The organism is Streptomyces sp. NPDC034111, assembly GCF_055575375.1.
Window position 1 is genome coordinate 240,477 of the sequence record NZ_JBVIST010000002.1, and the last position, 22,847, is coordinate 263,323.

The following is a 22,847-nucleotide window of genomic DNA, read 5'->3' on the forward strand; positions in this document are numbered from 1 at the left end:
GGTCGATGGCGATTCGGCCGATCCGGTCGACTTCTTCCGACCCGGACAGCTTCACCATCCGTCCGCCTGTTCCCCACCGCCCATCGGTGCCGAAAGCGGGTGCGAGGCGAACGGACAGCATTTCGTTCGGACGACGCGCATGGCCGACGGTGGGCTCACCGTGCCGGCACCTGTGGCGGGTTAGCACCCCGTGGCCGGATCAAGAAGCTGCGCCTTGGCCCCAGCCTTCGTAACCTTCGGGCTCTGTGTCGCCGCAGGTCCGGACACGGACGGCTGCGCCGTCGTCCCCTCCCACCGCCACGCCCGCGCACCTTCACAAGGCGAGGAGCCCCGTTGACTGTTCTCCACTTCGATCTTCGCCATGCCAGCGCCACCGACGGCCTGCAGGTGGACGTGCACGGATCCGCTTACGCGTTACGTCCGCACACCGTCGAGACCCTGGCCGCGGCAAGGCGGGAGCACTCCGTGCTCGCGGCACTGCACACGGCCGCGCGGGAGTTACCGGGGGCGTCGGCCGCGGAGTTCACGCACTTCGCCGAGGTCGACGACGCGGACCTCGACACCGGTGCGGTGCGGTGGATCCGCGTTGTGCGGCCCGCGCCGGAGGGCGTGCACCTGCCCGAGGTGGCCATGATGGCGCTGTACCTCGCACCGCAGCGGCTGCGTGCCACCCTGCTCGCCCGCCGGGACCGTGAAGGCCGGGAGATCACGCGCAGCGGCAAGCTGGCCAGGCTCGGCGTCGGCCCATGCACGGGAGATGCGGCGCTCGAACTGCGCCTCCATGCCGAGACGTTGATATCGGACCATGACACAGCTGTCGGGCTCATCGCGCATCATCCCGAATTGGCGACCACCGAGCCGCACACGGCGCAGGTCCTCCGGGACGACCACATCGCCCCGGACGAGGAGATGGACCCCGACCAGTACAACGCCGTGGCCGAACTCGCGGGCACCATCAGCAATCTGGGCCAGGACTGGTCACGCCGGGTTCCCTGCCAGAGCGCCGATGGCACCCCGCTGACCGCCGGGTACTCGGTCGACGGCATCCAGGCCGGCGACCAGCTGTACACCTTCGACCTGCACGACCGCGTCCTCGACAAGAGCCGTCCCGTGATCGCGGGAGCGCGGCGCACGTCCTGCGATGACGAGTGGCTGCGGGGCAAGACCTGGCGCAGCCGCCCCGGCACGTCCGTGCTGGTCACCGACGGGCAGGCGGCGCTCGGCGCGTCCACCCCCCGGACTCCCTCCTACCGCTGGACCGTGGATGAGCCCACCTCCCATCACGGCGTGAACGTGGGAGCCCCGAGCGTGGACGACGATGGCACCTTCAGCATCGACGCCTCCAACTCCTACCTCCGCACCCTCTACCTGGGCTACGAACTCTTCGACGAGTCGGGGACGTCGCTCGGCCCCGTCACCAAGTGGGGCTCGGTCTCGGCGGTGGACACGATCCTCGGCATCCCCGTTCCCGCGGAGCCGAAGCAGGTGTCGTTCGCGCTGGGGAAGGCCGCCTCGCTGAAGCTGTACTTCGGCAGCCTGGGCACCTCGGACTGGAACGCGGACGTCAGCACCGAGGGAGCGCTGCTCACGGCGCTGTGGGAGTACGGCGTGCCCCTGGTCTGCCTGGCCGCCGGAAAGGCGCTCACCAGCACCAAGCTCTTCAACCGGATCATCAACGATCGCGACCTGGTCGCCGCGGTCCTCGGCGTCGGCATTCCGCTCGCCGGGGGGACGATCGCGGTGGGCACCGCGCTCACCCGGTCCTCCAAGTTCCTCACCTCGGCGGCCAACTTCGTCCTCGGCATCGTGGTGCAGAAGGGCCTGGAGAAGCTGGGCGAGTGGTTGGTCGAGCAGGTCGGCGAGGGAGCGCTGTCGAACGCCTTCGGGCCGGTGGGCTGGGCGCTGAAGCTGGTGGCCGCCGGCATGGACTTCGAGCAGATCGCGATCACGACGGGCGAGGTGCTGTCCTCCCCCGCCTGCGTCACCGTCAAGGCCAGCCGGTCGCTGGACGTCGCCCTCACCCTGCACCCCGACCCGCGGCACGGCGAGGCCGGACACCCCGAGACTGCTGTGTGGCCGGCGGTGGCAGCCCGGTACCTGGTGACGCTGCAGTACCGGGGCGGCGCCAGCCGGCAGCTCACCGGCGAGCTGCCGCATGTGACCAGCAACGATCCGTTGAAGCTCCGGTTCACGGACGTGCCGGCCGGCGGCGACCTGCGGATCGTCGCGGGCGTCTACAGCGCCAACGGCTGGCTGGCCGGGTCCTGGCAGAGCGACTGGACACCCTCGAAGCCCACCGGGGAAGCGGTGCTCGACCTGGGCGATCACCAGATCACGGAGAACCTGGTGCCGCTCGCGCCCGACACCCAGTACGTCTACAAGGAACAGCTCGCGCTGACCGACGGCAAGCCGGTCTGGCGGGCCGACGGCACACCCCCGAGAGCCACCAAGGTCGACCTCGACTGCCAGGTCACATCCGGTCTCTGCGACATCGCCGCCGTGACGCTCAACAACAGCGCCTTCCAGGTCGGATACGCCTGGCGCGCCTCGGGGCAGGAGCTCCACCCGGACCGTGCCGACGCTCCGGTCTCCGACGACCAGCTCTGGGCGGTGCAGAACATCTCCGTGCTGGCCGACCCTGACTCCCGGCGGAAGACCACCACGGTCGGCTTCACCACCCGCCCCGCCATCGCGTACGCGCCGTCCCCCAACGCCGATGCCATCGACGAGACGAACTTCGTCCTGGACCCGCGCGATGGCGGCATGCACCTGCGTCAGGTGCGGCTCGACGACGGGGCACGGGACTTCGGATTCGACCACAAGGTCCTTCCGAGCTGGGGCCGGTTCCCGCTGGAGAACGTCGACGCGCTGGCTGTCCATCCGAGCAACGCCGTGATCGCCTGCTCCTGGCAGCACCACAAGCTGATGCTGCTGTCCCTGCCGGCGGAACCCTTCACCGACGACAAGGCCCCGGAAGCGCTGCTCGTCTCCGGCCAGGGCATCCGCGAGGGGCTGCTCAAGGGCCCGAAGGCGCTTGCCGTCGCCCCGGACGGCCGCATCCTGGTGCTGGAGTCGCTCAACAACCGGATCCAGGCGTTCGACACCAAGGGCAACCCGGTGCCGTCCTTCACCACCGGCCCCGCCGTCTGCCAAGTCCCCACCGCACAGCTCGCCGCCGCCCTGGACGCCGGCACCATCCCCGAGGCGCTGCACGGAGCACTGCAGGAGGCGAACGCCACCCTGTTGTTCCCCCTCGACGCCCGCTTCGTCGCACAGCTGGACTCGGCCCGGTTCCAGCCGGCGAACGACCCGCTGATCGACGTGCTCGCTGCGAACGGCATCGCATTGGCCTACGACCCGGAGCACATGGACGACCTCGCGCAGAGCGCGCAGATCGCGGTGGTCGAGACGGGCCGCTCGTGGATCATCTCGGACCCCCGTGGCATGGCGTGGCAGGTGCTGAACGGTCAGCAGGGGCTCGCCGTCCATCACCGCCTGACCAGCACCGTCATCCATGCCCAACGGGCGGGCGCGCAGTGGCTCGTCCTGGACGACGACCGCCAAGGCGCCTGGAAGCTCGTCCCGGCCGCGGACGACGCGACCCGGTCGGAGGTCTACTCGTGCACCTCGTCCTTCCCACTGCGAGGTGACGGCGCGAACGCCGACAACTCCGTCACCTATCTCGACATGGCCGTCGAGTCACAGGGCTACACCTACGTGCTGTCCTACTCGGGTGCCGGATCCAAGGCAGCGGACTATCTGCTGGACATCTACGGCCCCGACGGACGATTCATCATGCGCACCCCCGACACCACCGTCTCCAAGACCCCGCAGAACATCGTCGCCGCGAAGATCGCGGTCGACGTCTGGCGCAACCTCTACGCCCTGGGCTACGCGCCGCTGACCGAGACCCGCCACGGCCCGACCTTCGCCCACTGGACGCCCACACCACCACTCTTCACGCTCCCGCTCACCGCGCAGCCGAACTACGACGACCGGAACATCTCCCCGGTCAGGGCGGACTTCGCCGCCCACGGCATCACGCTCACCAACGCCGCGGCCGTCACCGTGACCGTCCCCGGCGGCGCATGGCAGGTCCAGGACGGCGGCACCGTCTACCACCTCTACCGCAGCGGCGACGGCCTTCAGGTCTACGCCATTCCCGCCTGACGACACACGGAGGCCCTCACATGCAAACACTCACCGTTGCCATCGGCCCGACGGGCATCGGCTTCTTCACCAAGCACTACGTCAAGGACGTGCTGGCGAACGAGCTCAAGGGGATGACGTTCCCCGACCACGACGTCCCGAACATCTCGGACTTCGAAATCGAGAACACCGGCAGCACCTGGGTCACTTGCAAGAATCTTGACGTCAAGCTCAGCAACGGCAAGCTCCAGGGCTTCGAGCCCACGTACCAGGGCGTGAAGCAGCAGACGAACGGAACGTTCACACTCACCTACGACGCGGAGAACTTCACAGTTCCGTACAGCTGGACGGAGACGTGGAACCGCAGGGCATGCACCCGGTTCGGCTGCGATCCCGCCGAGCCCAAGGGACCCGATTCCCTCGAGTACAGCCCCAGCATCGGCAAGCTCGACACCACCGTGACCGTGGCCTTCTCCTACAACTCCGGCCACAACACCTACGACATCACGTACCAGAGCTCGACCGCGACGCCCTCAGACACCAAGACCAACCCTCCGGGCAACAGCATCATCCAGCACAAGAAGGGGTTCTGGGGAGGCGAGCACCTGAACACGGACGCCGTGGCCGCCATCGGCACCGTCCAGTTCGCGAAGCCGGTTCAAGATGCGATCAACCCGATGCTCGCGTCCATCCCCGCCAGTGGCAAACTCACCGACGACATCACGTTCAACTTCGCCGTCGGTGACTCCAAACTCACCTTCCCCGGCGACAACGGCCTCACCATCGGCGTCACCGGCGAAGTGACCTACAAGGGCACCCCTTACCCGGGCCCGCAGCCCACGGCCCTTCCGGTTCCGACGCCGCCCGCGGACGACCACCACCTGGAGGTCTACGTCTCCGACTACACGGTGAGCGCCCTGCACTGGGCCTACTGGAAGGCGGGCAATCTCGACTTCACGCTCACGCCGAAGGACATGCCGGACCCGGACAGTCTGAAGGTGGACACCTACCTCACCCTGGTGCCGGCGCTCAAGCCGTACAAGGGCTGCACCATGACCGCTCAGGTCACCCCCCTGGCGCTGCCTCACCAGGACATTCCCCAGACCTACGCATTCGCCCAGGTCTACGAGTTCACCGCGGAAACCGAGAAGATCCTTCAGCAGCAACTGCCGTCCGACGTGTACAACAAGCTGGTCAAGCGCCTGGACGGCAACGCCTACACCACGGAGAACGACCTCACGGCGGACCTGAGTGCCCTCAAAATTGCCGACCAGTACTACGCGGCCGTCAAGAAGGCCACCACGGTCATGGGCATGGTCGTCACCCAGAACCTCGAATTCACCCTCACCATCGAGGACGACAACGAACACCCGAAGATCGTCTTCGACCTGCTCCGCACCGACATCCTCCGCAACCTCAAGCTCGGTACCTCCGGCAACGCCCAGACGATGCAGTACACCTTTCACAAGGTGACCTTCCAAGCCACGCTCAAGTCCTCCGACGTCCCGCACATCGACCCGACGACGTTCGGCACCACCGTGTGGCCCATCGTCGGCGAGCCCCACTACGACAAGGTCCTCGAAGATCTCGGCAGCCGGGGCGTCGCGCTGCCGATCGTGCAGGACTTCACGTTCCTGTTCGACCAGGCCGTGCTGAGTATCCAGGAGCACTACGTGTCAGTCCTGGCCGACGTGAAGTACAAGAACGCGTAGGGGGGATCATGACAGGACCCGGACGGTTCGCCGGCAAGCTGCTCTTCGCCTCCACCGGAGGGTCTCCCCCCGCCTATCTGACCACCTTCGAGGTCCAGGGCGGCGGCGGGAAGAAGATCCAGGTGCCCGGTATGGCGGCGACGGACGTCACACCCGACGAGCGGGTGACGCTCTATCAGGGCGACGACGGCGGGACACGGATCCAGCTCGCGAGCATGCTGTGGATCCGGCTGGACACAAACACCGGTTGGCTGATGCTCACCCAGAACGCCACCAACGCGGCCGCCTTCGAACTGTCCGGGCTGCCCCTGGGCACGACATGGAAGGTCCGGACGCCCGGCGGAGCCAAAGCGATCACCTACAGCCTGGACAAGCTGGCCCCGCTCCTCACCATGACGGACGACGCCCCGGGCATCTTCACGCCGCAGATCGTCACCCCCGGTCTGGAGGACATCCAACACACCAAGTCGGCCACCGAGGCCGATCTGCGGCGGCTGATCCTGGCCGGTGCCGACCTGTCCGGCGTCGACCTCGGCAAGGCGGATCTCACCTCCAGCGATCTGACCGGAGCGAACCTCTCGTCCGCCACCCTGAGCCACGCCACGCTCGCCGGCACCACCTTGACCGGCACCCATTGCGACGGCACCGTGCTGGACGACGCCAACCTGACCGGCGCCAGGCTCGAAGCGGTCTCCTGGGGCAGGCTGGGGAGCGCGGCCCGCGTCGTGCTCGCGCAGAGCCACGCCCGAGGCGCAGCCCTCGGCACCGCCGCCGGATCTCACCCCGGTACCGCTCCGGGCGGCCGGCACCTCCTCGACTGCACCGGCGCCAACCTCTCCGGTGCCGACCTCCGCGCGGCGACCCTGTCCTCCTGCGACCTGACCGGCGCCCACCTCTCGGGAACGCTCCTCTCGGACGCAAAGCTCGTCGGCTCGGCCCTCGACAAGGCCGACCTGAGCGAGGCCATCGCGGTCGGCGCCGATCTGAGCAAGGCGACACTGCGCAACATCGCAGGCCCGGGAGCGAACCTCGCCCACGCCGACCTGTCAGGTGCGGACCTCTCCAACGCCCAGCTCGGCGCCAAGGCGTTCCTGTTCACCCTGGACTCCGTCACGGCCCATGAGCTCGATGCCGCAAAATACGCCCCGGACGACGTGGTCGCCGCCTTCGCCAAGCACGGAGCCACCATCTCGCCAGAAGACGAAGTCGTCTCCGTGCTCAAGGGCACCCGCTGGCGCATCGCGCGCTACACCCTGCAAGTCCACGACGGCGGCCCGGGCATCGACGTCCTCACCGACCGGGTACGGCCCGCCGTTCTGCGCGGCGCGGTGTGCGAGGGCACCCAGGCGACCGCCGCCAACCTGGCGGGCGCCGATCTGCAGGGCATCCAGTGGTTCGGGGCCGGCGCCGGCGTCGACCACGTCGACTTCGACGGCGCCGTGCTCGCGGGCGGCTATCTCCAGGGCATCCGACTGACCCAGTCGTACCTCTCCGGTACGGACCTCAGCAACTGCGTCCTGATCCAGTCCCAACTGCCCGGCTGCCACGCCACCCCCGGAGACGGCCAACGTCCCTTCTCCCTCGCCGGAGCCCTGCTGCACGGGACCGACTTCAGCGACACGACGCTGCGCGCGGCCCTGCTCGTGGACGCCGCCGTCGCGACGAGCCGTGGCGTCCCGCTCTTCGCACTCCCCCCGGCCGCCCGGGCGCCCCTGGATTCCGGGGATCTCCACACGCTGGCCGACGCTTTCACCACGGCAGGCCAGCCGCTGGGCCACGACGCAAAGGTCCAGAATGTCCAGGCCCGCCTCCTGGACAACTCCAATGACCCGAATCGCGCAGCGCCCCGCGTCTACCGCATCACGATCCTCCCCACCGAGCTGCGCGTCTTCAATGACAGCACCGCGCGCTTCCTCTTCAAGCTACCCGTCGCCGATGCCCAGTACCTCAATGCCCCCACGGCCGGGGCCGAACTCATCGCGGGCTTCAGACAGCAGAACTACACCCTCGCCACAAAGGCTCCCATCAGCGCGGAGACCTACTGGGAGATCCGCGCGGGCACGGTGTCCTTCCAACCCCGCCCGGCCGCCTACCCGACGATGCGCGTCTTCACGGGGACTACTGGCCTGCCTGTCTACGGCTGCGTCCTGGTCCGGCTGCGGGACCGGCCCCACCAGCCGGAAGTGGCCTTCGCCGCGACGGTGGCCCTGGAGACGGCACTGGACGCCGATTCCGTCGGGCCCAGCGGCTACCCTCGCTCGCAGGTGGATGCTGGCCTCCTGAGCTGGGAGGAGTTTCTCACCCCACCGGTCTGAATGATGCCCCTCCCGCTCCTCCCACCTCCCGACTGGCAGCACATGGGTGTCGCGGGCTACAGGCTGAAACCCGACTTCGTCGAGGATCCCGCCCTTGTCGTGGCCGGCGTGATCATCATCGTCCGCACCCCGCCGCCCGCCGCTACCTGGCCCTCCTCCTCTGCACCAGAAGCCGCCTGCCCTGACGCCTGGGCGCCTTCCTCTCCTGGGCCCGCGACGCGGGCATGCTGCACACCTCCGGCATCGCCTACCAGTTCCGCCATCGCGAACTCCAGGAGTGGCTGGCCCGGCGCCCGTGAGTGCTGCTTCAGGGAGCCGCGTCCATGAGCGCCTGGAGCAGGCGCTGCGGAGACACCCGCCTGAGCGCGTCTCAAGCAAGTCGTCGGCCCTGCAACGGCTCGGCTTCGGAGCATCGGTGAAGCTCGTGCCGACGGCGCCTCCACCGGGGCGGGGCGGCCAGGCTGAGCGGCGTCGTGCATCAGGACGCCTCCGCCCCGGTCAGGTCCCTGCTCCTTGGCGAGCTGGACGGCCCCCGGAGGCCTCAACAGGCTGATTCGATGACGCAGCAAGATGAGCAACAGCTCCGGCCGGTGTCAGGTGAAAGCACTCAACAACTCGCTGGCCCCGGCGGGAGCCAGGACTGCTCCCGCCGCGTCAATCAAGTCGCCCTCGGGACACCCAAGTGAGTCACCCTTGCAACTGACACGCCATCAGGAATGCCATATCCGTTCTGCCGGAGCGGGTGCCACCCTGCCGAACTTGCACATACCAAAAGCGACACAGGGAGCCTCCCTGACCTGCATATTCGCCGCCCGACCCGGGGAGATCTCAGGGGAGGAGCACCAGATCCGACAGCCAGGATTGGCACCGGGCCGTGTTGAGCGCCGAGAGCCGATGATGTGCCCGCCGACAGATGCTGCGGCTGTCAGAACGTCCTCCCGTTGACGCCCTGGGGACGATGGGCCAGCTTCATGCGGGACAGCCGCCGCACGTCGAGCAGGAACCTTCCGCATCCGTCATAGGGGCGTTTGATGATGTCCAGGTCCGCACCGCGCAAGGCTTCTCCGTTGCGGGCACGCGGGGTACGGAGAAATCGCGGCCCCCCAGGGCGACCTTGGTCAGCCCAGGAAGCTCAGTCGCACCTGACGGTCGGGATTGTCGACATTGGTGTCGACCAGGCATACGGACTGCCAGGTGCCCAGTGCCATGCGGCCCGCGACGACCGGGAGGGTGGCGTGGGGTGGGACGAGGGCGGGGAGGACGTGGTCGCGGCCGTGGCCGGGCGAGCCGTGGCGGTGGCGCCAGCGGTTGTCGGCCGGGAGGAGGTCGTGGAGGGCGGCGAGCAGGTCCTCGTCGCTGCCGGCGCCGGTTTCCAGTACGGCGATGCCGGCCGTGGCGTGGGGTACGAAGATGTTCAGCAGGCCGTCGCGGCCGTCTGCGGCGTCGCGAAGGAACGCGGCGCAGTCGGCGGTGAGGTCGGCGACGGTCTCCGTCGAGCCGGTGGTGATGTCCAGGGTCCGGGTGGTGAATGCGGTGCTCATGCGTCCATTTTCGTACGGGTGGGCTGCGGCGGTCGGCACCCCGGGGGCGCGGCCGGCAATGCCGTTTCCATGCTCCGGCCCGGTCGCGCCGGATCCCGCCGCCGCCCGACCGGGACGTGGCGCGAGGACGCCTGATTGACGACGGTGGCGCTGACGCGGGTGACGGCGAGGCTGAAGTACTGCCGGCCGGCTGCTCGACGCATCGCGAGGCGGATCCCGCTGTTGCCGCTCAACAGGCCCTGGGCAAGAGCGAGTCGGTGGGTGAGCAGCGGATGACAGCGCTGCACGGTGACGCGGGCGGCAGGCTGGCGTTCTCGCCCAAGCTGTGGGCGGTGGCGGGGTGCTGGTGCGGGGTGACGCGAGTGCCGCGCCGGTCGTCGGCCATGCCGAAGTGGCGGACGGATCGAGGAGTACCACTTCCTGGGTGTCGAGCACTTCGTGTGGTCCGGCTGTCCGCATCGGGAGGGGGCGTACTGGGTCGGCGAGGCGATGCAGACCAGCCGGCCCCCGGTCTGTGGACGGTAATCAGATTCCAGTCACTGGCCGTCTGAGCAGGCATGCTCGAAAGCCCCCGAAGTGGACCGCGCCAGCTTGAGCTATTCGCCGGCGGTTCCGACGACGGCCCGGCATTCATCGGTGAACGCGAGAGCGGCCTGAGTGGCCAGTGCTTTGCGGCATCGGAGATCGTTTGTTGCTTCCGTGTTGCTTCCGCGGGATTCCCACCCTCGCAAGGCGTCTACGGTCGAGGCGGCTTCTGCGAGCAGACGCAACGCTGCGGCATGCACTGATGACGGCCCCAAAAGGTGGAGTGAGCTGGTGGAGAGTTCAACGTCACGGAGGCATTGCTCCAGGAGTTGATGCAGCTCGTCAGTGTTTCTACCGGCTCGAACTTGGGTTTCGAACCGTTGGACGACGGCCATGAAGTCGGTGCAGGCCTGGAGAACGATCCGGTAGACGTGTAGCCGTTCTTGCCGAATCCAGTGGGCGTGCTCATTCTTCGCTTGCCCTTTGACCTGCTCGACGGCTGCTTGCACGGCTGCGTCTGCACTGTGCCTGGCTGCCCGCCAGCTGGCCCATCCGCCGACTGCGGCACCGATGATGGCGGCGGCGAAGCCGATGAGGGCGGCGTAGAGGGCCGCCTTCCCCTCGTCCATGATCCTCCCGTGCCGTGGTCATGCCGGGAGGCTATCGCCGCGGCCCCAGGGGCTGCTCAAGCCCAAGGTGGCAGGGCGATCTGAGCGTTGACTTTCAGCCATGTGTGACAGGCAGACACGCGCCGCTGTCGCTGGCAACCCGTCTGGATCCGGGCGTGCCGTAGCGCCTGCGACAGCACGACGGCCGAGGCCTGGACACCTCGGCCGTCAAGTGCTCGCCGGGTGTGGTCCCGTAAGCAATCACGCCACATGCGACTTTGGAGGTCGTCCATGACCGCAGCCCACACGCAAATCTGAAGCGTCCCGGTAAGCGGCATCAGCCCTCAGCGGAGGTACCCGTCTCCGGGAGGGCATGGGCTTCTTTGGGCTCTCCTGCCGTATGCGTGGGTCAGGCTGCGTGAGTTGGCGGCTGGGGGCGAGGGCAGGGCCCGGCGCCGCGCACTGGCGCACCGCCATGAGGGCGCGGACGGAGTTCCGCGTCAGCCCCGGCCGAGGACGCAGAACTCGTTGCCCGCCGGGTCGGCCAGGACGACCCAGGAGACGTCACCCTGACCCACGTCGGTCCGTACCGCGCCGAGGCCTTCGAGCCGGGCGACCTCCCTCGCCTGATCCTCGACGGGGTCGGACATCACGTCGAGATGGACGCGGGTCCATACGACCTCGTCGTCGGGCGTGCGGCGGAACTCCAGGAACGGCCCGACGCCCTTGACGGAGCGCAGCAGGGCGCGGTCGTCGGTCAGCTCGTGGACGGTCCAGTCGATCGCCTCGCCCCAGAACCGGACCATGGCCCGTGGGTCGGCGCAGCTGACGACCACCGCGGCTATCGGCCCGGTGTCCCGGTAGAGCTCCCGGGGCTCCAGGACGTTGAACACGTTGCCTTCCGGGTCGGCCATCACCGTCCACGGCGCGTCGCCCTGGCCCACATCGGCGGGCGTCGCCCCGAGCTCCTTCAGACGTGCGACCAACTCCGCCTGATGGGCGTCGGAGGTGGTGGCGAGCTCGATGTGCACGCGGCACTTCACCGTCTCCGGGTCCGGGACGCGGACGAGATCGATGCAGACGGCGGACGGGTCCGGCCAGTCGAAGCCCACGGGTTCCAGGTTGGTGACGCCGGGCCCTTCGCTGGAAACACCCCAGCCGAGCACCTCCGCCCAGAACTGGCCGAGCGCCGAGTCGTCCCGGGCCTTGAAGTTCACCTGAACAAGTTGCAGCGTCATGCCGCATACCTTAGGCGACTCCCCATCAGGCAGGCGTGCGAATTCTTCGGGCCATCACGGCCTGGAGGGTGCGAGTCGGCCGCCCTCTGCATCTGGCGGCATCACCGGCTCTGCTGCCGTGGCCGGTCAGCTTGAGCTCGGGTGCCGCCGGCGCCCGTTGGCTGTTCTGACGCCAGCGGCCCGGGCCCCTCCTTCGGGCGGGGCCCGGGCCGGCATGGCAGTGCGTACTCAGGGAGTCTGGGGCGGGGCAAGTCGCCACCCGGAATGGCCAGGTGGGAGCGCAACGTCACGTCGGACGGCAGCGTAGTACCCCTCACGTGCGGCGTGTTGGCGCTTGAGCATGGTTGACCAGGTTTCCGGGCTATGGGTCTGGTCTCGCAGGAAGCCTTCGGCCGGATGAGGCGCCGCTTCCTCGGGTGACGATCGGGTGACAAGGGGCGCGGGTGAGGGTCGTTGCCGAGGTGCGCCGCGACCCGGTATGCCAGGGTGACACTCTTCTTCCGCGACCTGGTGTAGTCGGCGTAGGCCGTCAGCCGCCGCTCTTCCCAACGGGCCGCCTGCTCGCGACGGAAGCGGGCTTGGTCGCCGCGCGCGGCGTCGGCAGCCGGCCGGCCGGGCGGCCACGACCTGGGGGACGCGCCGGCCGCACGTCTTCCGTGAGGGGCCCTTCGGCGAGGAGGAGGGGCGGGCGGCCGTCTCCCTCGTCGAGGAGCGGGTACGGCAGGGGCTGCCGCCGCGGAGTGCGGTGAGTGCGGGCCGGGCCGCGGTACGGGAGATCCAGCGGCTGCCGGCGCGCGAACCGGTGGCCGCCGCCCAGTAATTCAGCCGTGCAGCCGCGCCTCGTACGACGACGCCGCATGCTCGACGAGACCGATCAGCACCTCCTTGCAGGACGCCCGGTCGCGGGCGTCACACAGCAGTACGGGGGTGTCGGGGTCGAGGTCCAGGGCGCGGGCCACCGCGTCGGCCTGGTGGGCGCGGGCGCCGTCGAAGCAGTTGACGGCCACGAGGAACGGGATGCCGCGGTGCTCGAAGTAGTCGATGGCCGAGAAGCAGTCGGCCAGCCGACGGGTGTCGGCGAGCACCACCGCACCGAGCGCGCCCTGCGCCAGCTCGTCCCACAGGAACCAGAACCGGTCCTGGCCGGGCGTGCCGAACAGGTACAGCGCGAGGTCGTCGTGGAGGGTGATCCGGCCGAAGTCCATCGCCACGGTGGTGGTGGTCTTGTGCTGGACCCCGTCGAGCCGGTCGACCGGACGGCCGGCCTCGGTGAGCCGCTCCTCCGTGCTGAGCGGGCGGATCTCGCTGACCGACCCGACCAGTGTCGTCTTGCCGACGCCGAACCCTCCGGCCACCAGGATCTTGAGGGCCATGAAGGAGCCGGAACGCACGGAGTCAGAGCGCGCGGAGTCCATCGATCACTTCCTTGAGAACGTGCGCATCGGGCAACTGGGCAGGTGGTACGGGGCGGTTGACGCGGATCAGCCCCGCCGCGAGGAGATCGCTCAGCAGTACGCGGACCACGCCGAGCGGCAGTCCGGAGTCGGAGGCGATCTCGGCCACCGGACGGGGGCGGTCACCGCACAGCCGGAGGATGGCGTGCTGTTCGGGCGAGAGCACGGGGAGGTCGCCGTCGTCGGGGCGGGCCTCCGCCTGCACCACGGCCATCAGCTCGAAGGCCGCGCTGCTCGGCCGGGCCCGCCCCGCGGTCATCGCGTAGAGCCGGACCATCGGCCCCGCCTCGTCGTCGTACCAGTGCGGGGTGGAGTCGGTCATGGGCGGCCCCTCATTCCGCTCCTGCCCGCTCGGGCGTGCCGAGGTGTTCCCCGACCCGCTTGACGAGCCGGGCCATCTCGTAGGCGACCAGGCCGACATCGGCCTCGGCGTCGCCGAAGACACCCAGGCACGATCCGTCACCGGCCGCCACGACGAAGAGGAAACCGCCCTCCAGCTCGACCATGGTCTGGATGACCTGGCCGGCCGCGAAGTGCCGGCCGGCGCCCTTGGCGAGGCTGTGGAAGCCGGAGGCAATGGCGGCGAACCGCTCACTGTCGTCGCGGGTCAGCCCGGAGGACGTACCGACGGCGAGGCCGTCACCGGAGAGGACCACGGCGCAGCGGATCTCCAGTATCCGGGATACCAAGTCGTCGAGAAGCCAGTTGAGTTCACCGGAGAGGTGCGCGTGCTGGTCGGCGGTCATCGTGGCTGTTCTCCTCGGTTCTCTTCTCCGCGGGACGGATGCGGAGGCGCACCGTCCTGCGGCCGGGCGGTGGCGTCGCGGCCTCGGGTCCACCCGGCGCGCAGGGACGCCATGGTGGCGCGGGCCTGCTCCGGGGAGCGGCGCGGCGCGGGGGTGCCGTCGGTACGGGGGACCCACTCGGGCCGCTGCGGCGGGGTCTGCCGCAGCGCCGGCGCGAGGTGGGCCTGCCGCACCCGGCGGGGCAGGGCGGTGTCGGGCTCTGGTGCGTTGGGTGTCGCGGGGTCCGGTACGGCCGGGTCCGGTACGGCTGGGGCCGGCATGGCGGGCTCCGGTGGGAGGGGCGGGGCGGCTTCGGTTACGGGGGCGGGGGCGGGTTGTGGCGCGGCCTCCGCGGCGCGGTCCGGGGCCGGCGGGAGCGCGGTGCGCCGGACGGCCGCGGCTTCGAGGGCCCGTGCCTCGGCGGGCCGCCGGCGGTGGTACAGCGAGGTCATCCCGGCCGCTCCCCCGGCGTCCGGATGCTCGCCCTCCCCGTCGGCCAGCAGGGCCTCGGGCAGCAGCACCACGGCCGTGACGCCGCCGTACACCGAGGGCCGCAGCGTCACCTGGACGTGCTGGCGGTGGGCGAGCCGGTTGACCACGAAGAGGCCGAGCTGTTCGGTGTCCAGCAGATCGATCTCATCGGCGTCCGCGATCCGGCGGTTGGCCTCGTCCAGCGCCTCCTTGCCCATGCCGAGCCCGCGGTCCTCGATCTCCAGGGCGATGCCCGCGCCCACCCGCTGGGCGCGCACCTGCACCTTGGTGTGCGGGGGCGAGAACATCACCGCGTTCTCGACCAGTTCGGCCAGCAGGTGGGTGACGTCGGCGACCGCGCCGCCGGTCAGCCGGGCATCGGCGACGGCGGGCACCTCGACCCGCGGGAAGTCCTCGACCTCGGCGACCGCGGCCCGCACCACGTCCAGCAGCGGTACCGGGTGCCGCCAGCCGCGGCCGGGCGCGGCACCGGAGAGGATGATCAGGCTCTCGGCGTGCCGTCGCATGCGGGTGGTGAGGTGGTCGAGCCGGAAGAGGTCCTCCAGTTCGGCCGGGTCCTCGGTACGGCGTTCCATGGTGTCCAGCAGGGCGAGCTGACGGTGCAGCAGCAGCTGGCTGCGCCGGGCGAGGCTGACATACACCCCGGAGATGCCGCTGAGCGCCGCGGCGCGGTCGGCGGCGGCCTTGAGAGCGGCGCGGTGCACCGCCACCAGGGCCTCGCCGACCTGGCCCACTTCGTCCTTGCCGAGGGCCCGGTCGGCATCGCGCGGTGCGACGGCATCGATGTCGACGGGCTTGCCCGCGTACAGCCGGCGCATCGACTCGGGCAGTTCACGGCCGGCGACCCGGAGCGCGGAGTTGCGCAGCTCCTCCAGCTCGACGACGAGCCGGCGGCCGATCTTGACGGAGATGAGCAGCGAGAGCAGGACGCCGGCCAGGCCCAGGACGACGGCGATACCGGATCCGCCAAGGGTGTTGAGGGAGAGCGGGGCGGCGTCACGGGCCGGTACGAGGGCCGCCGCCCGCTGGGCCGTACGCAGTTCGTGCAGGACCGTGCCGTTCGTCGTGCGCCATCGGGTGGCGGGGACGGCGGTGGCGCCGGAGGTGCCGGGGCCCGCGGCCCGTACGGCGTCCTCGGCGACGCGGAGGCCGCGGTACGCCGGGCCGTTGAGGATCCGGCGGTAGGCCGCGGCGTCGCCGGGCTGGAGGTCGTCGACCGCGGCATCGAACAGCGCGCGCTGGGTGTGCACGGCTCCGGTGAAGGCGTCGAGCTGGTCGGGCGACATCCGGCCGGCGGCCTGCGCGGCGCCGAGCACCGTGTCCTCGCGGGCGATCGCCTCCCGCGCTCTGGCGAGCTCCAGCACGACGCGGAGCTCGGAGGAGCCGGGTGGGTGCGGCAGGCCGGTCAGGGCGCCGGCGGTGGCGAGGCCGTGTTCGACGATGGCGGTGTAGCCGGCGGTGGTGCTGTCGGGGGCGTCCTTGGCGTCGGTGCGGGCCGCGCGGAGCGCGGAGAGTCCGTCCGCGTCGTGGATCAGCCGGTCGATCCGGCCGGGCAGATCGGGGTTCACGCTCGCCGCGTCGGCGCTGCCCGCGTTGACGCCGTCCCTGAGGGCGGTCGCGGCGGCGTCGGTGGCCCGTCGGCGGTCGCGCAGCGTCTGCTGCCGTCCGTCGCTCGGGGCGGCGAGGGCGCGCGCCGCGGCGGCCCGTTCGTCCTGTACGGCGGCGATGAAGTCACCGACCGGGACCAGCAGCGTGGTGTCGATCTCCTTGAGCCGGTCGAGGTCGGCGACGCTGCGCGCGGAGGTGACCGTGGCGAAGCCCCACAGGGCGATCAGGGAGACCACGGGGACCATCAGCAGTGCGACGATCTTCGAGCGTACCGAGCGGGGCATCAGCCGCGGGCGGTAGCGGTAATTCCCTTTTTGTGCCTCGGACTTGGTGCCTGGTGCGGAGCTGTCGGAAAGTGTCTGGCCGGATCCGTCACCGGGCGGCGGTGCGCCCTCGTCGGTACCGGAATGCCCCGGGTTCTGTCGTACGTGCATGAATTCCTCAAGGGGTCAGGCAGAAGTGGGGAGTTCGGCCTCGCGCAGGGATTCTGCGGAGGCGGCTGCGGCACGCTCCCGGGCGGTCGGCGACAATGCGACAAAGGCCACGGTGAGGAAGAGAAAAGAGCCGAGCACGACGGTCAGTGGAAATATGAATTCCATGGGGGTGGCGCCCGCCAACGGCGCCCTGGAGGGGGCGAGTCGAATGCGTACGGCGGCCATTCCGGTGTAGTGCATGCTGCTGACGGCGAGCCCCATCACCAGGGAGGCCAGGGCGGCGCCGGCCGCACCGCGCACATGAAGGGCGGCCCACAGGGCGGCCGTTGCCGCACCGGCGGCGATCGCGACGGAGAGGGCGACCAGGGCCGGGTCGAAGGCCACCCGGCCGTGCAGACGCATGGCGGCCATGCCCAGGTAGTGCATGGCCGCGACCCCGACGCCGGTGCCGAGGCCGCCGAGCAGCAGGGAGCGCAGCCGGGCGGAGCCGTGGCCGACGGTGAAGACGCCGGCGCCGACGACCACCATGGCGACCAGCAGGCTGAGCACGGTCAGCGGGACGTCGTAGCGGATCGGGGTGCCGGTGACACCGAATCCGAGCATCGCGATGAAGTGCATGGTCCAGATGCCGGAGCCGATGGCGACGGAGGCGGTCAGCAGCCAATTGCGGCGCGAGCGGCCTTCGGCGGCCAGCGCCCTTACGGTGCAGCGCAGTCCGAGGGCGGAACCCACGCACGCCATCGCATAGGCGAGGACCGGGGACACCCAGCCGGCGCTGAAGTGGTGCATATGGCCCACGGAGTTTCCTTTCGCGTTTTCGGTTCGCGGCGACGGACGCTAACACGTGATCGTCTTGTGAAACTCGTGCGCATACGGAGATCGATTCGGGCAGGAATGCGGAAGGGGTGCACACAGCGTCGCACTACCGGTGAGTTCCGTGCAGAAACCGCTGTCCAAATGTCCGTCATTGCCCGGCACCTGACACTCCTGATTACGCGTCAATTCCGGGCGGATAACGGCCGCCCGGAATTTCGGCAATAAGATCGGCAATGAGAAAGGTCACGAAGCTCGCGCCCGCCATGCCGGTATTTGCCCAACCACGCATCCGTGAAAGGGAATCAGCGTACATACGGGACACTTCGCCACGGAATCCACGCGGAGAGCGAACGTCAGAGCGAGCATCTACACGAACGGGTGACGTAACTCGAAAGGGGTATGCGGGGCCGTCTGGACCACGCGATGCTTACGGGGCGCAAGCGACGTGCTGCAGACCGTTACGGCGCATCCGGTCGACATCCCCTGCTGGGCCGGAGAGTTGGTCCCACTCATACCTGCACAAGGAGAAGCCAGATGAACGTCCTCACCGGCCTGCTTGCCAGCCTCGTGGAATTCCTGGGCTGGCTCGTCTGACGGGCTTCGCACCGGAGCGCCGTCCCTCCCTGTCCCGGGAAGGACGGCGCTTCGCCTGTGTACGGGCCCCTACTTCTCCAGCTCCTGCCGGGAGGTCTCCGGCAGGGTCAGATAGACGAGGAAGGAGACGAGGCAGAGCGCGGCCACGTACCAGGGGAAGAGGTCGGCGTGACCGGCCTGCTTGAACCAGGTGCCGACGTACGGCGCGGTCCCGCCGAAGAGGGCGACGGTGAGCGAGTACGGGAAGCCGATACCGGCGGCGCGCACCCGCGCGGGGAACACCTCGGCGTTCACCGCCGCGGCGACCGCGGTGTACCCGGTGAGCAGCACCATGCCCGCGCACTGCACCAGCAGCAGCGAGAAGAACGCGTCGGTGACGAGGTGGAGCAGCGGTACCGCGAGGACCGCGAAGCCCAGGGAGAAGCCGAGCAGCAGCGGTTTGCGGCCGATACGGTCCGAGAGCATCCCGCCGAGCGGTTGGAGCAGGGCGAAGAAGGCGAGCGAGAGGGTGCCGACGGTGAGCGCATCGCCCTTGTCGAAGCCCGCGTTGACCTGCGCGTAGGTGGGCAGGTAGGTCGTCCAGGTGTAGTAGGCGAGGGTGCCGCCGGCGGTGATGCCGCAGATCAGCAGGGACTGGCGGGGGTGGCGGCGCAGCGCCTCGAAGACACCGGGGCGCCCGTCGGCCCGCTGCTCGGCGCTTGGGGCCGAGAGCTTGGGCGAGAAGTTGAGAGCGTGCGGAAGGGTCTCCTGCGCCCCGCGCCGTATCCACAGTCCCAGCAGACTCAGGAGCGCGCCGATCAGGAACGCGATACGCCAGCCCCACTGATCCATCTGCCGGTCGGACAGGAGCGCGGCGAGCAGCGCCGCGGTGCCCGAGGCCAGCAGCTGGCCGACGGTCGTGGAGACGTACTGGAAGCTGGAGAACAGTCCGCGCCTGCCGGGTCCGGCCGATTCGACCAGGAAGGTCGTGGAGGCCGCGAACTCACCGCCCACCGACAGGCCCTGCACCAGGCGGGCGATGACCAGCACGATCGGCGCGAGCACCCCGGTGGCCGCGTAGGTGGGGGTGAGCGCGACCAGCAGGCTGCCGCCGCCCATCAACAGGATGGTCAGGGTCAGTGCCGTCCGCCGGCCGCGCCGGTCGGCGACCGCGCCCATCAAGAGTCCGCCGACAGGGCGCATGAAGAAGCCGACCGCGAAGACCGCGAAGGTCGACAGCAGCGGCACCAGCGAGTTGCCGGCGCCCTCGGGGAAGATCTGCTCGCCGAAGTAGACCGCGAGGAAGGAGTACGCGTACCAGTCGTACCACTCGACGGCGTTGCCGATGGAGGCGGCGGCCAGCTGCCGCAGCCGCGACGGCGGACGGGCACCGTCGGGTGTCCGGCCCTCGGTTATGTGTTCGGCACTCGGCATGGTGGTGAGCTCCCGGTTCTTCTCCTGGTCCTGCTGCTGGGGCAGGATGAGCCGTCAGGCGATCATGTACCGCGGAGGCGGACGGCCGCCAGGGCCCCTCGGCGGATCAGGGCCGGACAGGCCGCGGCGGCCGGAAGGAGAGGGCAGCGTGCGCGTAGCACTGTTCGTCACCTGTATCAACGACCTGCTCCATCCGCGTACGGGGCAGGCCGTGGTGGCGCTGCTGGAGCGGCTGGGGGTGACGGTCGGCTTCCCCGCCGAGCAGAGCTGCTGCGGTCAGCCGCAGTTCAACACCGGCTACCGGCAGGCGACCGAGCCGCTGGTGCGCCGCTTCGACCGGGCGTTCCGGGACTACGACTATGTGGTCACCCCGTCCGGTTCATGCGCGGCGATGGTGCGCGACAACTACCCGCGGATCGGGGCGAAGGCGGCGGCGGAGGGGCGTGGCCGGGCGCTGGCCGATGCGGCGGCGCTCGCGGTGCCCAAGACCTACGAGCTGACCGAGTTCCTGGTGGACGTGCTGAAGGTGGCGGATGTCGGCGCGTATTACCCGCACACCGTCACCTACCACCCCACCTGTCACGGACTGCGGATGCTGGGCCTGGGCGACCGGCCGCGGCGGCTGCTCCAGCACGTCAAGGGACTTGAGCTGCGGGAGCTGCCGGGCGCCGAGGAGTGCTGCGGTTTCGGCGGCACCTTCGCGGTGAAGAACCCGGCGGTCTCCGCGGCGATGGGCGCCGACAAGGTCCGGCACATCACCGCCACCGGCGCCGAGGCGGTCTGTACCGTCGACAACTCCTGTCTGCTGCACATCGGCGGCACCCTCACCCGGCAGGGTTCGACGGTCCGCCCGGTCCATATCGCCGAGATCCTGGCCAGTACGGAAGGGAGCGAGTGGTGAGCGGCACCTACCTGGGCATGCCGGCGTTCCCCCGGGCCGCCGATGCCGCGACCCGTGACACCCAGCTGCGCGCCAACCTCACCCACGCCACCCACACCATCCGCGACAAGCGGGCCAGGGCCGTCGCCGAGCTCGACGACTGGGCACAGCTGCGGACGGCCGGCGCCGCCGTCAAGGACCGTACGCTGCACCGTCTCGACCACTATCTGGAGCAGCTGGAGGCGGCGGTCACCGCGGCGGGCGGGCAGGTCCACTGGGCGGCGGACGCCGAGGAGGCCAACGCGATCGTCACCGCGCTGGTGCGGGAGACCGGCGAGCGGGAGGTCGTCAAGGTCAAGTCGATGGCGACGCAGGAGATCGGCCTGAACGAGGCGCTGGCCGAGGCCGGTATCCGCGCCTACGAGACGGATCTGGCCGAGCTGATCGTGCAGCTCGGTGACGATCTGCCGTCGCACATCCTGGTCCCGGCCATCCACCGCAACCGCTCCGAGATCCGGGACATCTTCCGCCGGGAGATGGGACGTTGGGGCCGACCGGCACCTGAAGGGCTGTCCGACTCCCCCGCCGAACTGGCCGAGGCGGCCCGGCTGCATCTGCGGGAGAAGTTCCTCTCGGCGAAGGTGGGGATCTCCGGCGCCAACTTCATGGTCGCCGAGACCGGCACGCTGGTCGTCGTCGAGTCCGAGGGCAACGGGCGGATGTGTCTGACCCTGCCCGAGACGCTGATCTCCGTGGTCGGCATCGAGAAGGTGGTGCCGACCTGGCAGGACCTGGAGATCTTCCTCCAGTTGCTGCCGCGCTCGTCCACCGCCGAGCGGATGAACCCGTACACCTCGACCTGGACGGGCACGACGGACGGGGACGGGCCGGAGACCTTCCACCTCGTGCTGCTCGACAACGGGCGGAGCGACACCCTCGCCGACACGGTGGGGCGGCAGGCGCTGCGCTGTATCCGCTGCTCCGCGTGTCTGAACGTCTGCCCGGTGTACGAACGGGCCGGCGGGCATGCCTACGGCTCGCCCTACCCCGGCCCGATCGGCGCCATCCTCACTCCTCAACTCCGTGGATTGCAGGGCCCGTTGGAGGAGTCTTTGCCCTACGCCTCGTCGCTGTGCGGGGCGTGCTACGAGGTGTGCCCGGTGGCCATCGACATTCCCGAGGTGCTGGTGCATCTGCGGGAGCGGGTGGTGCAGGGCGGGCCGGTCACCCGGAACGGCACGCGTACCGTCGTCAAACCGGCCAAGGGGCACGCCGCGGAACGGGCCGCGATGCGGGCGGCGGCCTGGGCGTTCGACCACCCCGGGGCACTTCGCCTCGGGATGCGAGGGGCGGCCCTGACCCGTAGGTTGCATCCGCGGCGACTGCCGGGGCCGGGACGCGCATGGACGCGGACCCGGGCGCTGCCGACGGTGCCGGCCGAGTCCTTCCGCGACTGGTGGCAGCGCACCCGCGGGGAGTCGTCCGAGCCGTCCGGTCAGCGGGGTGATGCCGAGTGAGCAGCAGGGATGTGGTGTTGGCGCGGGTGCGCCGGGCGCTGGCGGACGTCCCGCGCGGCACCGGGGCGGACGAGCCTGCGGTGGTACGCGACTACCGGCGGGTGCACGGCTCCCGTACGGCCGCGCAGACCGTCGAACTGCTCGCGGAGAACCTCGCGGAGTACCGGGCGATCGTGCACCGCAACACTGCCGACGGGCTGCCGGCGCTGCTCTCCCGGCTGCTCGCCGAGCGCGGGGCCCGGAGGGTGGTGGTGCCGCCGGGGCTGGAGGCGTCCTGGCTGGACGGCGTCTTCCCGGCCGGCTCCGGCCGCACCCGCGTGGAGGACCGGGCTTCGGTCACGCCCGGCGAACTCGATGCGGTGGACAGTGTGGTGACGGGCTGCGCGGTGGCCGTCGCGGAGACCGGCACCCTGGTCCTGGACGCCGGCCCCGATCAGGGCAGGCGCCGGATCACGCTGGTACCCGACCATCACGTCTGTGTCGTCCGCGTCCCTGACCAGGTCGTCGGCTCGGTTCCCGAGGCGCTGCCGCGGCTGGCTCCGGAGCGTCCGCTGACCTGGATCTCCGGGCCGTCCGCCACCAGTGACATCGAACTCGACCGGGTGGAGGGGGTGCACGGGCCGCGGACGCTGGAGGTGATCCTGCTGACGGCGTCCAGGGATCCGGGCTGAGACCGGGCCTCGCTGGCCGGCCAGGCGCTGCGACAGGTGTGCGACCCCGCTGTCAGTGGGGATTCCTACACTGATCGGGATGTCCTTCGCACGGG

16 protein-coding genes and 2 pseudogenes are annotated in these 22,847 nt (G+C 70.0%); 8 read left to right on the forward strand and 10 right to left on the reverse strand.

Going from position 1 to position 22,847, the window contains the following annotated elements; all coding sequences use genetic code 11:
- Positions 1-333 precede the first annotated feature (333 nt).
- The 3 genes from ACZ55A_RS06865 to ACZ55A_RS06875 are packed head-to-tail and all read left to right on the forward strand — an operon-like array spanning position 334 to position 8,176.
- Entirely contained in the window at positions 334-4,170 is a 3,837-nt protein-coding gene (locus tag ACZ55A_RS06865; RefSeq protein WP_468835396.1) for a hypothetical protein, read from the forward strand.
- A gap of 20 nt (positions 4,171-4,190) precedes the next feature.
- Positions 4,191-5,861 (forward strand): LBP/BPI/CETP family protein, encoded by a 1,671-nt coding sequence (locus ACZ55A_RS06870; protein ID WP_468835399.1) that lies wholly within the window; start codon positions 4,191-4,193, stop codon positions 5,859-5,861.
- An 8-nt stretch (positions 5,862-5,869) separates the two neighbouring features.
- Complete coding sequence (locus ACZ55A_RS06875) at positions 5,870-8,176, forward strand: pentapeptide repeat-containing protein (protein ID WP_468835402.1); 2,307 nt, start codon at positions 5,870-5,872, stop codon at positions 8,174-8,176.
- A gap of 1,118 nt (positions 8,177-9,294) precedes the next feature.
- On the opposite strand, the gene ACZ55A_RS06880 is transcribed toward ACZ55A_RS06875, so the two are convergent.
- Positions 9,295-9,717, reverse strand: a complete 423-nt coding sequence (locus ACZ55A_RS06880) for a YjbQ family protein (protein ID WP_468835404.1) — start codon at positions 9,715-9,717, stop codon at positions 9,295-9,297.
- Positions 9,718-9,923: 206 nt separating this feature from the next.
- On the opposite strand from ACZ55A_RS06880, the pseudogene ACZ55A_RS06885 reads away from it, so the two are divergent.
- A pseudogene (locus tag ACZ55A_RS06885) lies at positions 9,924-10,242 on the forward strand (alkanesulfonate monooxygenase); the annotation flags it as partial.
- Between the two features lie 71 nt (positions 10,243-10,313).
- Here the strand turns inward: ACZ55A_RS06885 and ACZ55A_RS06890 are convergent.
- Positions 10,314-10,871, reverse strand: coding sequence for a hypothetical protein (locus tag ACZ55A_RS06890; RefSeq protein WP_468835407.1), 558 nt, complete (start codon positions 10,869-10,871; stop codon positions 10,314-10,316).
- A 479-nt stretch (positions 10,872-11,350) separates the two neighbouring features.
- Positions 11,351-12,088, reverse strand: coding sequence for a VOC family protein (locus tag ACZ55A_RS06895; RefSeq protein WP_468835409.1), 738 nt, complete (start codon positions 12,086-12,088; stop codon positions 11,351-11,353).
- Positions 12,089-12,704: 616 nt separating this feature from the next.
- On the opposite strand from ACZ55A_RS06895, the pseudogene ACZ55A_RS06900 reads away from it, so the two are divergent.
- A pseudogene (locus tag ACZ55A_RS06900) lies at positions 12,705-12,839 on the forward strand (pyridine nucleotide-disulfide oxidoreductase); the annotation flags it as partial.
- Between the two features lie 70 nt (positions 12,840-12,909).
- Here ACZ55A_RS06900 and ACZ55A_RS06905 read toward each other — a convergent pair.
- The 7 genes from ACZ55A_RS06905 to ACZ55A_RS06935 all read right to left on the reverse strand — a co-directional run bounded on the left by ACZ55A_RS06905 (position 12,910) and on the right by ACZ55A_RS06935 (position 19,684).
- Entirely contained in the window at positions 12,910-13,503 is a 594-nt protein-coding gene (locus ACZ55A_RS06905; protein WP_468835412.1) for a GTP-binding protein, read from the reverse strand.
- Complete coding sequence (locus ACZ55A_RS06910) at positions 13,484-13,864, reverse strand: DUF742 domain-containing protein (RefSeq protein ID WP_468835415.1); 381 nt, start codon at positions 13,862-13,864, stop codon at positions 13,484-13,486. Before ACZ55A_RS06910 ends, ACZ55A_RS06905 begins: the two co-directional genes overlap by 20 nt.
- A 10-nt stretch (positions 13,865-13,874) precedes the next feature.
- Positions 13,875-14,288: a roadblock/LC7 domain-containing protein gene (locus ACZ55A_RS06915; RefSeq protein ID WP_468835418.1), complete on the reverse strand. Its 414-nt coding sequence runs from the start codon at positions 14,286-14,288 to the stop codon at positions 13,875-13,877.
- Positions 14,285-16,861, reverse strand: coding sequence for a sensor histidine kinase (locus ACZ55A_RS06920; RefSeq protein ID WP_468835421.1), 2,577 nt, complete (start codon positions 16,859-16,861; stop codon positions 14,285-14,287). The genes ACZ55A_RS06915 and ACZ55A_RS06920 overlap by 4 nt, the downstream gene beginning before the upstream one ends.
- A 15-nt stretch (positions 16,862-16,876) precedes the next feature.
- Positions 16,877-17,659 (reverse strand): MHYT domain-containing protein, encoded by a 783-nt coding sequence (locus tag ACZ55A_RS06925; RefSeq protein WP_468835424.1) that lies wholly within the window; start codon positions 17,657-17,659, stop codon positions 16,877-16,879.
- A 193-nt stretch (positions 17,660-17,852) separates the two neighbouring features.
- Positions 17,853-17,990 carry a hypothetical protein gene (locus ACZ55A_RS06930; protein WP_468835427.1) on the reverse strand — a complete coding sequence of 46 codons (138 nt, stop codon included), beginning with the start codon at positions 17,988-17,990 and terminating at the stop codon, positions 17,853-17,855.
- Between the two features lie 350 nt (positions 17,991-18,340).
- Positions 18,341-19,684 carry an MFS transporter gene (locus ACZ55A_RS06935; RefSeq protein WP_468835430.1) on the reverse strand — a complete coding sequence of 448 codons (1,344 nt, stop codon included), beginning with the start codon at positions 19,682-19,684 and terminating at the stop codon, positions 18,341-18,343.
- 148 nt (positions 19,685-19,832) lie between these two features.
- Here ACZ55A_RS06935 and ACZ55A_RS06940 point away from each other — a divergent pair, with 148 nt between their 5' ends.
- The 3 genes from ACZ55A_RS06940 to ACZ55A_RS06950 are packed head-to-tail and all read left to right on the forward strand — an operon-like array spanning position 19,833 to position 22,752.
- Complete coding sequence (locus ACZ55A_RS06940) at positions 19,833-20,585, forward strand: (Fe-S)-binding protein (protein ID WP_468835433.1); 753 nt, start codon at positions 19,833-19,835, stop codon at positions 20,583-20,585.
- A complete protein-coding gene (locus tag ACZ55A_RS06945) occupies positions 20,582-22,081 on the forward strand; it encodes a LutB/LldF family L-lactate oxidation iron-sulfur protein (RefSeq protein ID WP_468835437.1) in 1,500 nt (499 codons plus the stop codon). The genes ACZ55A_RS06940 and ACZ55A_RS06945 overlap by 4 nt, the downstream gene beginning before the upstream one ends.
- The gene (locus ACZ55A_RS06950; RefSeq protein WP_468835440.1) at positions 22,078-22,752 is read left to right on the forward strand and encodes a LutC/YkgG family protein; all 675 of its coding nucleotides are present in this window, start codon (positions 22,078-22,080) and stop codon (positions 22,750-22,752) included. Before ACZ55A_RS06945 ends, ACZ55A_RS06950 begins: the two co-directional genes overlap by 4 nt.
- The last annotated feature ends 95 nt before the right edge of the window (positions 22,753-22,847 follow it).